The sequence below is a fragment of the Candidatus Nitrosocosmicus sp. T genome (assembly GCF_054408485.1).
Map to the genome: position 1 here is coordinate 2,867,808 of NZ_CP166992.1, position 15,616 is coordinate 2,883,423.

Annotated in this window: 17 protein-coding genes; 3 read left to right on the top strand and 14 right to left on the bottom strand. The window is 33.0% G+C overall.

The features are described 5' to 3' along the window. Positions 1–67: 67 nt before the first annotated feature. From AB0A59_RS14810 to AB0A59_RS14820, 3 genes are all read right to left on the bottom strand, one after another. The gene (locus AB0A59_RS14810) at positions 68–682 is read right to left on the bottom strand and encodes a hypothetical protein (protein WP_458745007.1); all 615 of its coding nucleotides are present in this window, start codon (positions 680–682) and stop codon (positions 68–70) included. A gap of 75 nt (positions 683–757) precedes the next feature. Then, positions 758–2,851: a minichromosome maintenance protein MCM gene (locus tag AB0A59_RS14815; protein ID WP_458747624.1), complete on the bottom strand. Its 2,094-nt coding sequence runs from the start codon at positions 2,849–2,851 to the stop codon at positions 758–760. A gap of 25 nt (positions 2,852–2,876) precedes the next feature. Then, positions 2,877–3,458, bottom strand: a complete 582-nt coding sequence (locus AB0A59_RS14820) for a hypothetical protein (protein WP_458745009.1) — start codon at positions 3,456–3,458, stop codon at positions 2,877–2,879. Between the two features lie 108 nt (positions 3,459–3,566). Here AB0A59_RS14820 and AB0A59_RS14825 point away from each other — a divergent pair, with 108 nt between their 5' ends. Beyond that, entirely contained in the window at positions 3,567–4,586 is a 1,020-nt protein-coding gene (locus AB0A59_RS14825; RefSeq protein ID WP_458745011.1) for a replication factor C small subunit, read from the top strand. Here the strand turns inward: AB0A59_RS14825 and AB0A59_RS14830 are convergent. The 6 genes from AB0A59_RS14830 to AB0A59_RS14855 all read right to left on the bottom strand — a co-directional run bounded on the left by AB0A59_RS14830 (position 4,583) and on the right by AB0A59_RS14855 (position 8,358). Then, the gene (locus tag AB0A59_RS14830; protein ID WP_415310744.1) at positions 4,583–4,855 is read right to left on the bottom strand and encodes a hypothetical protein; all 273 of its coding nucleotides are present in this window, start codon (positions 4,853–4,855) and stop codon (positions 4,583–4,585) included. The two genes, AB0A59_RS14825 and AB0A59_RS14830, sit on opposite strands and share 4 nt — an antisense overlap. Positions 4,856–4,944: 89 nt before the next feature. Continuing rightward, complete coding sequence (locus AB0A59_RS14835) at positions 4,945–5,757, bottom strand: 7-carboxy-7-deazaguanine synthase QueE (protein WP_458745013.1); 813 nt, start codon at positions 5,755–5,757, stop codon at positions 4,945–4,947. Next, positions 5,744–6,475, bottom strand: coding sequence for a 7-cyano-7-deazaguanine synthase (locus AB0A59_RS14840; RefSeq protein ID WP_458745015.1), 732 nt, complete (start codon positions 6,473–6,475; stop codon positions 5,744–5,746). The genes AB0A59_RS14835 and AB0A59_RS14840 overlap by 14 nt, the downstream gene beginning before the upstream one ends. A 22-nt stretch (positions 6,476–6,497) precedes the next feature. Then, positions 6,498–6,905 carry a hypothetical protein gene (locus tag AB0A59_RS14845; RefSeq protein WP_458745016.1) on the bottom strand — a complete coding sequence of 136 codons (408 nt, stop codon included), beginning with the start codon at positions 6,903–6,905 and terminating at the stop codon, positions 6,498–6,500. A gap of 389 nt (positions 6,906–7,294) precedes the next feature. Then, positions 7,295–7,696 (bottom strand): zinc ribbon domain-containing protein, encoded by a 402-nt coding sequence (locus AB0A59_RS14850; RefSeq protein WP_458745018.1) that lies wholly within the window; start codon positions 7,694–7,696, stop codon positions 7,295–7,297. Between the two features lie 29 nt (positions 7,697–7,725). Further along, positions 7,726–8,358 carry a hypothetical protein gene (locus AB0A59_RS14855; RefSeq protein WP_458745020.1) on the bottom strand — a complete coding sequence of 211 codons (633 nt, stop codon included), beginning with the start codon at positions 8,356–8,358 and terminating at the stop codon, positions 7,726–7,728. Positions 8,359–8,483: 125 nt separating this feature from the next. Here AB0A59_RS14855 and AB0A59_RS14860 point away from each other — a divergent pair, with 125 nt between their 5' ends. After that, positions 8,484–9,812, top strand: coding sequence for a cytosine permease (locus tag AB0A59_RS14860; RefSeq protein WP_458745022.1), 1,329 nt, complete (start codon positions 8,484–8,486; stop codon positions 9,810–9,812). 14 nt (positions 9,813–9,826) lie between these two features. Further along, positions 9,827–11,077, top strand: coding sequence for an NAD(P)/FAD-dependent oxidoreductase (locus AB0A59_RS14865; protein ID WP_458745024.1), 1,251 nt, complete (start codon positions 9,827–9,829; stop codon positions 11,075–11,077). Positions 11,078–11,182: 105 nt separating this feature from the next. On the opposite strand, the gene AB0A59_RS14870 is transcribed toward AB0A59_RS14865, so the two are convergent. The 5 genes from AB0A59_RS14870 to ureG all read right to left on the bottom strand — a co-directional run bounded on the left by AB0A59_RS14870 (position 11,183) and on the right by ureG (position 15,611). Continuing rightward, complete coding sequence (locus tag AB0A59_RS14870) at positions 11,183–12,082, bottom strand: metal ABC transporter permease (RefSeq protein WP_458745026.1); 900 nt, start codon at positions 12,080–12,082, stop codon at positions 11,183–11,185. A 10-nt stretch (positions 12,083–12,092) separates the two neighbouring features. Continuing rightward, the gene (locus AB0A59_RS14875; RefSeq protein ID WP_458745028.1) at positions 12,093–12,836 is read right to left on the bottom strand and encodes a metal ABC transporter ATP-binding protein; all 744 of its coding nucleotides are present in this window, start codon (positions 12,834–12,836) and stop codon (positions 12,093–12,095) included. 45 nt (positions 12,837–12,881) lie between these two features. After that, positions 12,882–13,910 carry a metal ABC transporter substrate-binding protein gene (locus tag AB0A59_RS14880; RefSeq protein ID WP_458745030.1) on the bottom strand — a complete coding sequence of 343 codons (1,029 nt, stop codon included), beginning with the start codon at positions 13,908–13,910 and terminating at the stop codon, positions 12,882–12,884. Positions 13,911–14,003: 93 nt separating this feature from the next. Continuing rightward, complete coding sequence (locus AB0A59_RS14885) at positions 14,004–14,939, bottom strand: urease accessory protein UreD (RefSeq protein ID WP_458745031.1); 936 nt, start codon at positions 14,937–14,939, stop codon at positions 14,004–14,006. A 15-nt stretch (positions 14,940–14,954) separates the two neighbouring features. Then, the gene (ureG, locus tag AB0A59_RS14890; protein ID WP_458745033.1) at positions 14,955–15,611 is read right to left on the bottom strand and encodes an urease accessory protein UreG; all 657 of its coding nucleotides are present in this window, start codon (positions 15,609–15,611) and stop codon (positions 14,955–14,957) included. Between the last annotated feature and the right edge of the window lie 5 nt (positions 15,612–15,616).

Here is a 15,616-nt window from a genome sequence, read left to right on the forward strand (position 1 = left end):
ATAGACCAATTAATGTACGTTGTGAATAATAATTAATTTAATAATTAAGAAGTAATAAGAATCAGAATCAGAATACTGATCTAAATCCGGATGTATTATTTTGAATTATCCAATCAATAAATGGATTCAAAGTATCATAAGGCAAATCAGCAGGTTTTTCTACATTATAGCTTAACATAACCATTCGATTTAACAAGAAACTATGTAATTTTTTATCTAATTGATCTCTTTTAAAAGGATCATAAATTTTAAAAAAACATTTTTGTCTGTAGTATGAAATATGGTGAGCATAACAGTACATAAGCAAAGTAGGGTCTCGGCTAATCCTTTTATTTATTTCCCTTTCTTCAAATGGAGGGCTATTTTGCATTTCAACATAAATTTGAAGAACCCTTCTTTGATAATTTTCTTTAATCAATTTAATATTCGAAGGAGCTATGTTTTTTGATAGAAAAATTTCACGCTTTAGTTGATCAATAGTTTTTCGTGTGATATCTTTTGCAGATAATACATCTAAATCGTTTTTGACTCCAAAATCTTTTCCGAAGAGAAAAAAAATTCCCAAAATTTCATGTTGATCGACGAATGGAAAGTCCGAATCGCCATCAAGAAATTTTGATAATCTTTCGTAAATGTTACTAGGCAAAAAGAATCCCATATAGGAATCAGAAACTATAGTCAAGGCAATTGAAGAGGCATGGGTATATAATAAATATTTTTTCGTATGATGTATTGGTTGTTTGGTTGTTTAAAGTCCTTAGGCTTTAGAATAGAATCCAGCTTTTCTTTCATAAATTTGACCATCGTTCATCGCCTTTTTTATGTGCGATTTAGCATCTGAATCACTAAATTTACCGGTTTTTACTAATTCTCCAATGAACACATTCTCTTCAACGTCATTCTTTTCTTCTCCGGAAAGACTGGAAAATATCTCCATGAAAAGTTTTAGTTTTGATATTTCACTAAAAGGTTTTCCATGTAATACACCCAGGTCAACTTTACCAGTATTAACATCAACGCCTGCGGTTTCCAACATTCTTTGAACTAGAAACAACGATCTCTCGGCATCCTCTTTTCCGACTTTATCTTTTAACAGCAATCTTGCGCGAGCAGTAGCAAGTCTCACCAGACCTTCTAATTGCCTGGGTGTAACGGTAATCATACTATCTGAATCAACATTTCTCATCTTCATATAATAATCACGGATAATATTTATCGCCTCTCGAGTTAGCTCGGGTTCAACAATTTGTTTAGCAAATGCCAAATATTTACTGAATAAATCTATATTAATAGCGGCTTGAGATGATTTTTGGACATCCTTATGAATTTCTAAAATATGGCCGGCGATTTTACTATCTTTTTCTTTTTCTGGAAGGTCGCGTATAACATAAACAAGATCAAACCTTGTAAGTAGAGGAATTGGGAGATTTACATTTTCAGTGATATTTTTATAAGGATCGTATTTGCCATACATTGGATTCGCAGCGGACAGGATAGAGGTTCTCGCATTTAATGTTGCTACAATACCACCTTTAGCAACTGAACAAGTTTGCTGTTCCATAACTTCGTGAAGCGCTGAACGATCCTCGGCTTTTATCTTATCGAATTCATCAATACAAACCAACCCTTGATCTCCAAGTACTACAGCCCCTGCTTCAAGCATCATTATTCCAGATTTATCTCTCACCACAGCAGCTGTTAGTCCCGCTGCAGTGGAACCTCTTCCAGATGTATATAATCCCCTAGGAGCTATTTTTGCAGCAAATTTAAGCATTTCAGACTTGGCTGTTCCCGGATCGCCAACCAATAGAACGTTGATATCTCCCCTTCTTGTTGACCCGTCATCTAACTTTTTGGTAATTGACCCTACGATTAAGAGCAAAATAGATTCTTTTATGACTTCGTGTCCATAGATATGTGGAGCAAATGATGATACTAGTTTATCATAGATATCAGGTTTTTTTGACAAAACTAGTATTTGTCGTTCGTCTTCTGCACTAATTGAAATTCGCTCTATTGATCGAGTTTTCTTATCTCCAGCTCTACCTCCAAGATATTCTATATTATTACCCTCCATTCGCAATCTAAACAGAGAAGTCCTTTGAGTGGTGGAATTCCCCGAAACAAAAGATGCTTCTTGATCTATTCTAATAATTCCGGTCAACATAATCCTATCCCCTGGTCTGCACTGGTCAACCAAATCACCAAGAATTGTTACCTCTATATAGTGAGGGAGTTGTCCTGCAGGAAGATCCTCAGGCAACTCTTGTAATCTAACTAACTGAAAATCAATAAAGAGACTGCTTTCTACATCCATCTCCATTTCTTTTTCTGAGCAATTAAGGCATCTTTGTGGTTTTTTTAAAGATAATCCCTTTAATTGCGAAAAACTAATTTGATTGCAATTGAGACATCTATAGGCAATTCTTTTTCCTAGTGGTTTAACTTCTGAGGAACGTACTACCATTCCGGAAACACCCAGTAACTTGTTAATAACATCGGCATTTATGTCACGCAGTCCTTTTTGAACAGCATAATTTCCTATTCTTACTCGAATATGCTCTCTAATCTCATTTGTATAATCTGGATGAATTTCCAATAGAATTGAAATAACGGCCTCATTAAAAGCTGAAAGCATTTCATCTGGATTGTGAGTGATATCCTTTGCAAGTAGTGGACTGAAACTATCAAAATCAATATAGTCAATAGTAATAGAAGTTGAAGATGTCGCCATCATATTATTAATTTTATCAAAATACTTGTAATTACCATCACGATCCTTAAATGAACGTAAAAAAACCTCCAATTCATTTGATAATGCAGATATGGTTTGTTGTTCTTGTTCCTGCATATTTGATGGATTCTGAGGATCAGTATTACTCAATTTTTAACACCAATTTTTTGAAATTAGACGTCATATTGTGAAAATTCTCATAGAGAAGTCTTTCTTCTAATGATAGTTTTTCTTCAAGCTCCGGCACCAAGGGAGAGGAGGCAGAAAGTTTGACTATCTTTTGTAATCTAGATGCTATGAATGGGTTCAAAGATACTATTAATGATTCTCTATCTTTATCTTCGGTTGTACGAAGATAATTATTTACGCGTGCATAAAAATCTGGTTCTATTGTAGATACCTCATGGCTAGGTGATATTCTTTCTCTATTCAATGCCCTTTTAATATATGATAATTGATCATCGTCATGAATTTCTACTAGACCTTGTTCTCTCAAAATAACAGAGATCCATCTTGGAACTGAAGTCATATCTCCTTCTTTAGCGCTAATAAAAATAAGTGGTTTTATCGATATTTCAATATCCTTTAAATATATTACTCGTACATCCTTTAGAAGATATTCTAGAGTAGAAAAAGTATAGAGGATTGAAATATCATCTACACCTAAAATTAAGTTATTTGCAATATAATCAACATCATTATTGGACGGCAGCAATGAATTCACATATGTAATTATCATCCTTAGTTAATAAAATTTCAATGTCTGGATAATGGTATCCTCTACAGAGTATTGAATAATTTTAAATTAGAAAAAGATTGACATTATATCACGATGGAAAAAAGGCAGCAAGAGCAGAAGCCTGAGGTTATTTCTGATATCATGTGGGTCGAAAAATATAGACCAAAACATCTAACTCAGATAATTAATCAAAAAGAAATTGTAAAAGGCTTAGAAAATTTAATGAAGAAACCTAACGAATTACCACATTTATTGTTTACAGGATCTGCAGGGATAGGTAAAACTACCACAGCTTTATGCCTTGCAAAACAAATGCTAGGAGATAATTGGAAAAGAGATACTTTAGAGCTTAATGCATCAGATGAAAGAGGAATAAAAATGGTTCGTGAAAGAGTAAAAGAATTTGCATCGATAATGAAGATTTCTATAAATCAGGAAAAAAATGAAAAGCCGTTTAAGATCATTATTTTAGATGAAGCAGATGAAATGACCACAGAGGCTCAAACAGCTTTGAGAAGAATTATAGAAGATAGTGCCAGAACTACTAGGTTTATTTTTATTTGTAACTATCTTTCACATATCATTGAACCAATACAAAGTAGATGCGTAATTTTTCGATTTTCAAAGGTTTCTGAGGAAGAAGTAATTGAATATTTGAAGGATATTTGTAAAAGTGAGGGAGTAAAAGTCGAAGAGAAAGCACTTCGTAAAATATATGAACATACAAATGGTGATTTAAGACATTCAATCAACATATTGCAAGCTGCCTCAGTAAATGGAAATATAAGCATCCAGCAGGTTCAAAATGCAATAGGTATATCTGGAAAAAGTATAATAGCTGAAATAATAAAATTAGCCATTGATTCAAAATTTAATGAGTCTAGAATAAAATTATTAGAATTACTATATGTTTATGGAGTTTCAGAAACAGATTTTCTAAAATATGCCAATGAAGAGATTTATAAGCTTGATTTAAAAGATCCCTATGAAATTTCATCTATAATTGCAGAATACGATTACAGACTCGCAAATGGTGCGCACCCTGAAATACAACTAGCAGCCTTTTTAGCACAATTAGGCAAAATAAATTTGAAAAACGACAAATCTAATTAAAAATCATCCTCGAACTCATCGCCACCATCCTCTTCTGTTACATCATCGAAATCTTCTTCGAATTCTTCACGCTCTTCCGCGGTTTTATATGGAATATCTGCTTCTCCTAAGTTTCCACAAACTGGACACTTAAATTCGATTGTTTGACCTTCAAGGTCTAGTAGAAATTCTTTGGTGAAGACCTCATCACAGTTGGAACAAACAAGAGTAGTTTGTATATTTTCTTGAGTGAATTTATGCGACTGTACCCGAAAGATTGTGTTCACCATACTTATTTTACCTATAAAGATTCGGTCTTTATTATAACCTTATCTTTTTATAAATCTAAGGTTTGTAGCAAAATAACCATCTAAAAATATTAACTCATACCCAATAATTTATGCATTTGTGGAATCACTCTTACATCTTTATAAAAACTACAAACTTCATCATATATTTTCAATATTTGCTTAGTAGATGGAGAGTCATATTGATAGCTAGGCTGTAGTGTTATACCACTCAAATTACTAATATTTGGACGCTCAAAAACTCTAGAAAGTAAGTCTCTAACTTCATCTAATGTTGTGGAATTTGTAAATACAATTTTTATAAATGAAATTTTATCGGTCCTATTTAATGAAATATCTAAACATCTTAGTTCATTTTGTAAAAGATTTTCATAGTATTTAGATTCGACTACTTTTGAATCAGATGTTTTAAATTCAACTTTACAAATATCAAAATAAGGCAAAACCAATTCAAACCTTTTCCAGTCAAAACAGGATGATTCTAAATATGTTTTAATCTTTAATTCAGTTTTAACAAAATCTGCCAGAGCAATCAATGATTGAGTTTGTAATAAAGGTTCTCCTCCTGTAAAATTGACTTTATATAGGTTAGGTTGAAGATGTTGAAGGATAAGATATTTAGCTTCATTTATGGTATAACTTTTGCCGCTTTTAGGAGACAGAGAATATTTTGTATCACACCAATGACATTTGAGATGACAGCCTGAAAAACGGATAAATAAAGTCTTTGTTCCTGCAAGAATGCCCTCGCCTTCAATGCTTACAAATATTTCATTTAATTGAACCTTGTTATTTCTATTTGTAATAGAAAGACCGCCATTATAGCCATTATGGTCCTCATAATTTTCAGTACCATTATTGATTTTCGGGTTAATGACTGACATAATTTGTTTTATCCTCCAAACCAGCATTCAAAATTGCTTGTTTTCGATTCATGCAAGACTCACAAATCCCACAATGTTTTGAAAGATTAGTTTTTTTATCGGTAGATCCTAAATAACAGCTCCAAGATTGAAAAATTTTGTCACCCAATATTTTATAGCCTATCAAAAGCAATTCAGATTTACTTAAGTTGTCAATAGCAGGGGACCAAATATGAAGCTTTTTTCTTATCCCCTTTTTAATTCCATCAATTTCAGACATATAAAGTACTTTTTCTAGAGAACGTGTAAAAGACGGACGACAATCAGGATATTGAATATCTCCCGAATGAGCACCATATATCACCAGAGGAATATTTAAAGAAGTCGCCCATACAGAAGCAAGAGTTAAAAAAACAGTATTTCTTAAAGGTACGACCATGCTATAGTCAAAAGTTGATGGAATTTTGGATCTAGATCCGGTCAAAATATTTGTTTTCCCAAGCAAGGTTTTTAGAAACGATATATTAATTATTTCGTGTTTTTTACTCTTCAATAATTTTGAAAAGCGCTTTGCAATGAGCAATTCATTGGATGCACGTTGTCCGTAATCAAAAGAAATTAAATACAATTCTAATCCCATTTTTTTCAAATACGCAGCTGCGCTGATAGAATCCAAACCACCACTAAATATGCAAACAGCCTCAGAAAAATTATTAATGGAACTAGATTTTTCTTTCAATAATGATCTTTACCCTCATTCACTAATGTAAACTTGACGATGATACTGCGGTGGCATTATCATCAGTGTTCTTAAAATAACCCACTAGTCCTCCTATTCCGTATGAAACTGAAATCATGACTCTAGTAAAAAAAAGTATAATTTCATAATGATCTGTGAAATTATAATAAATTGTAACAATTAATAAGGATGAAAGGAGCAACGCACCAGTTATTAATTGTTCGATACTGAATATTTTAGAATATTTCTTTAAAAATATAAAAGTTGAAATGTTACCCAAGGACAAACCAGTAAGCAACAAAAATGGATAATACTTTGGGAAAAAGGGAATCAAAAGAAATGGTAGAGCCCAGGTTAAGCCATTTATCAATTTTATAAGAAATGGCCAAGAAATACTTGTTGAGACTCTGTTTCGAAATACTTGACGCATTGATACTATAGGTTTCAAAAAAAGTAATAAGGAAACAACAAAGCAACCTATCCATATAATGTAGTAATAGAAATAATTGAGATTATGAACAAATACTATATATGATAAAATCGAAGATAATCCAAACCATACAGATATAAAAAAAAATATGAATGAGAATACTCTGGTCATTCAGTTTAAAAAACTTCACAGAGTATATAATTTAATAAGGTAATCCTAAAAATATGTAACCTGTCAGAAAAAACATGAAGGCCTGTAAATTATGCAATAAGGTAAAATTTTATTCTATTAATTATTTATTTTCTGACACTTTGTGCAATGAGTGTTATATAATCCTGAAGGAAAAATCAGTCAAGGAAAGAAAAAATCAGTCCATTTCCTAAGACTAGTTACTCCTGAACATATCCACACTTATTACAAAATTTAGAAGAATATTTGATCGTACCACCGCAATTAATACAGTATTTTTTTTCAATATCTCCAGATTGTTTAGTGTTTGAAGTATTTTCATGCTGTGTGGAGTAAAAATCTGCGATAGCACCCGTGGGTTTAAACGTCTCATCTACGTCCGGAAGGTAACTAGAAGGAGAAAATGACATCCCGGTCTTTGATTCGGATTTATCTTCTAAGTATAAAAGTAGACGAGGAGTAGGTGTATCTGTTTTGGAATCTTTGATTTGTTCACCCAACCAAAGCGCAAATTTTTTTAGTGTCATTTCAGGTGTGGAAAAGGTTAGGGAATGGGTGGACATGTAATCTTCAGTAGCCAATCGCCCATTAAAGATTTTCATTACATATACTAAAAAATTGTGTTTATTAATTATTGTGAATTGCCGCATTTATTACAAAATTTTGCTTGTTTTGGAATTGACGCAGCACAAACAATACAGTTTTTTTTTAACCCTTCTGAGTTAGGCAAGTCTTGTTTAGTAATTATGATATCTACTGGTTTGTAGGTAGGAACTTCTTGTGGCAAAGGAAGATCGTATTCTTCACTAGTAGGAGGTGGGGCTGAGGGATAAATAGAATTAGAGGGGGAGGAAGGGGAGGAGGACCCCACATTACCGCCAGCAGATATAAAACCATCTACTCCAAAACCACCACCAGCACCAGCACTACCGCCATCTATATTACCACTATTTCCTGATCCTGATGGATAGGAGGAAGGAATGGTAGAAGGTGAAGTACCAGACCGTTCACCTTTGCCTTTTGCAGAACCAGTTTTATCGAGTGCTGTTTTAAGTTCAAGAATTACACGACAAGCTAAAAAATTTAAGGCTGAAGAGGATACAAGGAATTCACCCATTCTTGAAAAATATTCATTACTTTCCATTTTTCCTTGTTTAAATAACTGAGTTGAATCAAAAAAAGATTCATAATTATCTTGAGTATCATTAACTAATTGTTTTAGTTTTTCGATTAAGAGACCCAGTGTATCTACTCCAAAGGACATTACTTGAAAATGAATAAGAACAAATTTAAATTTATGTAATTACTGCAAGTATAGATAGCAATCTATGATAAAATTATATTCGACAATATTATCATCTTATAAAAATAATTCTAGGTGAAATAGTTGTGAAATTTTTAGAAGACAATTCTGATTTTGGGATAAATCCAATAGATAAGAAATACCAGACATTATCAGGAAAAAATTTTTTTGTATTATGGTCTAGTTTAGGCATCGGACTACTGGTAATTTCTGCAGGTTCATTTATTTCTTCTTCAAATTTAGGAGAAGCAATTATTGCAATAGTTGTAGGATCGATTGTAGGTTCTGTTTTATTAGCCCTAGCAGGCAAAATAGGTAGCGACCATTCAATTCCTTCAATAGTAAGCATGAGACCAGCCTTTGGTCTGCATGGGTCGTATTTTCTTACAATCTTAAATATCTTTCAATTAATAGGCTGGTCGACTTTTGAAATAACAATATTATCAAAAGCTGCAAATATTTTTAGTAATGGATATATTGATTTTTATGTTTGGTCGATCGTTTTTGGAATAGTAATCATTCTCTTCTGCATTTTGGGACCCTTGAAAATAGTTAAACAATGGCTCACCAAGTTTGCGGTCTGGGTTGTATACGGTTCAACAATCATCATGCTTATAAATATAATATTAGGAGCCAATAATGTAGATACAGCCAGCATAATAAATTCAGGTTCTAGCGGTTTTAGTTTTTTTAATTCTCTGGATTTAGTAATTGCAATGCCGTTATCATGGCTACCTCTGGTTGCAGATTACAATAGGTTTGCTAAAAAAAGCAAAAACGCTTTTTTTGGAACATTTATTGGATTTTCAATTACAAACTGTCTTTTTTATGTAATTGGGCTCTTATTAGGCATTAGTGACATATTTGCAATACTACTTGCAATTCAAACCTTCTTTTATGGATTTATCCTTCTGGTACTAATCGTCGACGAAGTAGATAACGTTTTTGCAAATATTTTTTCATCTGCAATGTCATTTAAGAACATATGGAACAAAATAAATTACAAATATCTTGTTGTTTTTTTCACAATAGTAGGAGTAATACTGTCCAATCTAATTCCAATTTATCAGTATGAAAACTTTTTGTTGATAATAGGAGCACTATTTGCCCCGCTATTTGCAATTGTTTTGACGGATTATTACATTCTAAGAAAAGGACGAGTATCTATCGAAAAATTCTATGAAAAAAACAACAAGTTCAAAATATCATCTTTTTTTTCATTTTTCGTTGGAAGTATTACCTACTTTGTTCTCTCCCCCATTTCGCCACTCCATGTTGAAGATTTTGCACTAAACATAGGTTCAACAATTCCAAGCATAGCAGTGTCGATTGTAGTCTTCTTAGTAATAGAACTTTTAATAAAAAAAGTTAAATTGAAAAATAAAGAATATTCCACAGATAAGAAAATTGAGTAAAAAGATGATGTAAAATGTCGACAACAAAAAAGAGAATAGTAATCCTGGGTGCAGGCTATGCGGGAATTTTTCTGAGTACTAACCTTTCATCAAAACTAGACAAGCATTCAAATGAGATAATACTGATTGATAGGAACAATTATCATCAGCTGATGCAAGAAATACACCTAGTAGCATCCGGTTTTAGAACCGCCGAGCAATTGAAAATTCCAATTTCATCCCTAATTCAAGGCAAAAATGTACGTTTTATTCAAGACGATATAAAGAGAATAGTTCCTGACAAGAATCTTATATCTTTGAATTCAGGAGATATCAGATATGATGAATTGGTAGTTTGTTTGGGGTCTTCCACAAAATACTTCAATATACCGGGTGCTGATAAATATACCCTACCTATTAGATCAATATATGACGCCTCAATTATTCATGATCATATTTCAAAAATAATTAGTGAAGAAAATATAAAACACAATATAGTAATAGTAGGAGCCGGGGCCACAGGTGTAAGTCTTGGCAGCGCCTTGGCAGAGACAATAAATGCTTCACCAAATAAAAGCAATATTAAAGTAAACATAATCGAGGCCACTTCAACTATCCTACCTGGATGGGATATCAGAGTCAAAAATAAAACTGAAGAGATTCTAAAAGACAAAGGTATAAGGATTTTCCATAACTCACTTGTGGAAAGAGTTGAAGAACGTACTCTATTTCTTAAGGATGGTCTTGAGATTAATTCTTCCTTAATAATATGGACAGCAGGAGTAAGGGGATATAGTATAGACATAGAGCCTACAATCGACAAGACTAATGATGGCAGGATAATAGTTAATGAGTATTGCCAAACTAATCAGTATAAAAACATCTATTCGATTGGTGATTTGGCAGCAATGAAAAACTCTAAAGGGATATTATATCCTCCATTAGCACAAATCGCGGTAAGACAAGCACGTTATTTGGCAGACAATATCGCAGAATATTATATCGAAGGAAATAATCCAAAAGAAAAATTTGACTATGAAATAAAAGCTCAAATAATTTCTGTAGGTAGTGATGAATACGTTGGCTTGCTAAATAATTATGTAGTGAGTGGAGATCTTGCAAAGATGATTGATGAATTTACCAAACAAACTTACATGAAATCGTTGAAGACTGGAGGAAAAAACATATCGGTCAATTTATATGAAAATGACTTTTTTTCGCAAGTAATGGCAGGCATAACCTTTGCTGGATTTACATTCTTTAAAGGTTTAGAAAAATTGGCATAATACTTAAAGAAAAGAAGAGAAGAGAAAAGGTAATCTAATTTTTCTTTTGCAGTAATCACGCGTCATCTTAAAAACCAGCTCAAAAAAAATTGAGGCATTGGACCTTTAGGGATGTTTATGTTCATGTCGATGTTCATCGGTATGTAAATGTGGATGTGAGTGAGACACACCACCATGACTATGAGAATGATATATTTTCTTAAAGACTGCATATAAAGCCGTTATCCCAAAGCCCAAAGTAACAAACATGACGATGGTAGGACCAGATGAAGAATCCAAAAAGAAACTAACATACATGCCAGAAAAAGATGCAACCGATCCTATGACAATTGAAAGAAATACAACATTTGAAAAATTATTTGATAACATCCTGGCAGAAATGGCTGGACCTACTATTACTGATGCGAGTAATGTTACTCCAATGGACGACATCGAAACAATAATTATGGTAGCCAGAACAAATGAAAAAAGTAGTTCGATATATGAAGTCTTGATCCCACTTATTTTGGCACTTTCGTTATCAAAAAAGGAAAAAACCAAGCGCTTATGGAGTAAAAAAAAGAAGGCACTTGAAAGTATTGTTACCGAAACAATAATATAAAGATCTTGTTCGGTAATAGCCAAAATATTTCCAAATAAAAGAGATTCGAAATTCCTTGTATATCTATTTGTCATACTTACTAGTAACACTCCAAATGCAAAAATAGCAGTGGTAACTAGCCCTATTGCAGCATCAGGTTTAATTTTATTTCTTTTACTTATTTCAAAGATTACAAAAGAAGCCAAGTAGCTCCAAATAATTGCTCCAACATAGTAGTTCAAACCTGCAATATTTCCCACTATTGCTCCTCCAAAAGCAGCATGTGAAAGTCCATGACCAACATAACTTAGTCCTCTTAAAACAATATATACTCCGGCTAAGCCACAAATACCCCCAAGTAAAACTGAAACTATAATTCCCTTTATAAAAAATTCATATTGAAATGGTAACAGAAGATCAATCAAATGATCTTCACTATTTTATTTTGTAATCTGAAAGTCCGTATGTTTTTAGAAGGTTATCGTCTTTAAGAACATCTTGAGGTTGACCTTCAGCGATCACATATTTATTAAAGCAAATAACCCAAGGAGAACGATTAGCAATATGAGTTATATCATGGGTAGATAAAATTATAGTCATTCCATTGTTATTGAGTGTTTTTAATATATCAAATATTTTTTCTCTTGAAACATAATCCAGCCCCGTTGTTGGCTCATCCAAAATAAGAATATCAGGGTTTCTAATCAATGCCCTACCCAAAAATACACGTTGTTGCTCTCCTCCAGAAAGTGCACGTATGTGTCGTTTTTCATAGCCACTCAATCCCAATATTTTCAATGTATCTTTAATCTGGTTTTTCAATTTTTTATCTATCCACGGAAGATAACTTTTGTAGTTCCATGATCCCATTGCTATGACCTCTTGCACAGAAACTGGAAAATTCCAGTCAATAGTTTCTATCTGTGGAACATATCCAACAGAAGGATAATAGAAAATGGAATCGCAGTCATTCTTACAAATGTACTCAACATCCCCATTCCAAGGATCATAAATTCCACACATTAGTTTTAATAAAGTAGTTTTTCCAGATCCACTAGGACCTACTATAGAAACAAATCGACCTTTTGGTATAGACAAATCAACTCCCTCTACAACAAAATCATGATAAGTAAATCCATACGATACACCAGATAATTTTAGATAGTCGAAGGAGCCCATTCTAATGATATAATTTGAGATGTTTATTAATATTTAATATAAAATTTATTGTGTGTATGTATTCTCAGGATTAATGTTAGTCAAACTACTAGTATTCCCACCTAACGGGATTATCATTTTCTCCATGTTATCAAGCATCATTCCCACATACGTATGATTGGGACTTGTTAAATTACCAGGAAGTGAATCGTCTCTTAAGGTATGTACTATATCTACACCAGCTTCTCTAGCTATTTGATCAGTAATTCTGTTTGAAAAGACCTCTGATGCAAAGAGAGCCGGTACCTTTTCAGCCTTTATTTGATCAATTAATTTGGCTATATCAAGAGGTGATGGTTCTGAAAAATCTGATGGTTGCACAGCGCCCATCACGGTCATGTTATACCTTGGTGCAAAATATGCCCAAGAATCATGATAGGTTATCAATTTTCTATTTTCTGGAGGTACAGTTTGTACGGCTGCTTTTATGCCTTTATCTAGCTGTTTTAGTAAAGCAATGTACTTTTCAGTGTTCTCCGTATAATGAGCAGTATTATTGGGATCCATCTCGATTAATTTATTTTTTGTTAAATTAGCAAACTTCATAGCATTTACCGGATTTAACCACAAATGAGGATTTGGATGACCCTGTTCTTTGGGAAAACTAAAATCAAAGATCCAGCCTGTCGAATCAATAGTGGTATCTGCAAGTTTTAACAATTGAATGTCTGGTTTGTTCTTAAGGGACTCATTTACAACTTTTTCCATATTGTCCTCTAGAAACAACCCGTTAATGATAACAAGATCTGCATTGCTTAATTTTATTATATCAGATGGGACTGGTTCAAAGGTATGGGAATTTACACCTTCTGGGACCAAACCAGTCAGATTTATTTTGTCTCCTGCTATATTTTTGACAATATTAGTTATTGGAGATATAGATGTAACGACGTTTAATGTTTTGTTAGCAGTAGCATAAACCGAATTTAGATTATTATCAATGTTTGTGGAGACTATCACCGAGAGTAAAGACAAAAGCGCTGTAAAGGTAGCTACAAATATTATTTTGGTGTTATTAAAAAAATTTTCGGGCATCCTAAATTCTTGTGAACGATTTTATTAATTTTTTTAAAGGCGAGTTATTGGCTTTGAGACAAAAAATACATTTATAGTAGTATAGAGGCCTACTTAGGCCTTTCTGATTCCACTAAAGGAAACATTTAGAACATTTCTTCTTACTATTCTAACTATAGAATAAATTATGTCACGGATATCATAAACAAATGAGCCTAACAACCGGATTAATAAACCATTTTCGTCTGGCAATTTTGTACATCCGCCAATAGCTTTTTTTGTCCCAGACAAAGTTTCTAGTATTTCATTTTGTATAGGGTTTACTTTATCCTTAGGGGTTAGAATATAAATATTCCCCAGTATTTCATAATTATTTAATATTCCAAAAGATCGTATATTTTCTATCTTGGGTTCTATTTTTGCCACATCAATTAGTCTCAATTTATCCTCTTGATTTACTGACTTGACTTTCATATAGCAAATATCATATTCAAAAGATTCATTGCTAGCAACCCTGCCAGGAGATAAAATTTCAGAATAAATGCAGGTAGCTTCATCATGAACCTTAATATTTGTAACCTGATAGAATCTAGAATCTCTAAATGGTATTATTTGATCAGGGATATATTCTAAGTAACAATCTTTATCAACGTTCAAATTTATTATTTGAGATCCAAAATTCTTATTCATCCTGTATATTCTAGTGGCACTTTGAGTAGTAACGTGTGATTTAGCTGAATTGGTAAGTGTAATGTCAATTCGATATCTATCACCTTGTAAAATGCCTCCAGATGGAGAAATAATATAAACATAAGCCATCTCGGGAAAGGTTTCTTCAAGGTAAAGAGCACGCTTTATGCATAAGGGAACTTTGTAATATTGGTGTTTTATAGATGTTTTATGACTATCTGGATCATTTTCTAGACCCAGCTGTAAAACACCTAATTTACCGGACTGTCCAACAGCCAATTGTTCCAACGTATTATCATAATTTAGAATTTCATCAGGAATATTTTCAGGAGTACAATAAGAAAGATTATACAAACTCATTGAAAATCATTAAGATTAATTGATAGTCACAGATTTAGGAGGCGCATCAAATAATACATCCTTTACGATTTGTTCTGCCACGGTTTTAACACCCTGACCTGTTTTGCTGTTAACAAAAACATATGGCTTATCATTTCGAACAATCTTGGCATCTCGCTCCATGATGCTTAGGTCGGCACCTATGAAGGAAGCAATATCTATCTTGTTGATTACCAATAAATCAGATGTTTCAATACCAAGTCCACGCTTTCTTGGATATTTATCCCCTCCAGAAACATCAATAATATAAATAAAATAGTCGGCCAACGCAGGACTGAAGGTGGTTGTAATGTTATCGCCCCCACTTTCAATAATTATTAAGTCAAGAGTTGGGTGTTTAGATTCCATCTCCTCTACAACAGATATATTAATTGAAGGATCTTCTCTGACTGCAGTATGAGGGCAACCTCCGGTAGCAATTCCTATTACTAGATCCGCGGGCATTAGTCCTTTTTCGGTGGCAAGGTTTTTTCTCATTCTATCGGCGTCTTCTCTAGAAACAACATCGTTAGAAATAATTCCAACATTATATCCATCATTCTTTAAAATAGGAACTAATTGTTCGATTAACATGGTTTTTCCTGATCCAACAGGTCCTCCTATGCCTATGCGTGGAATTCTTAAAAGTGCCACAAAAA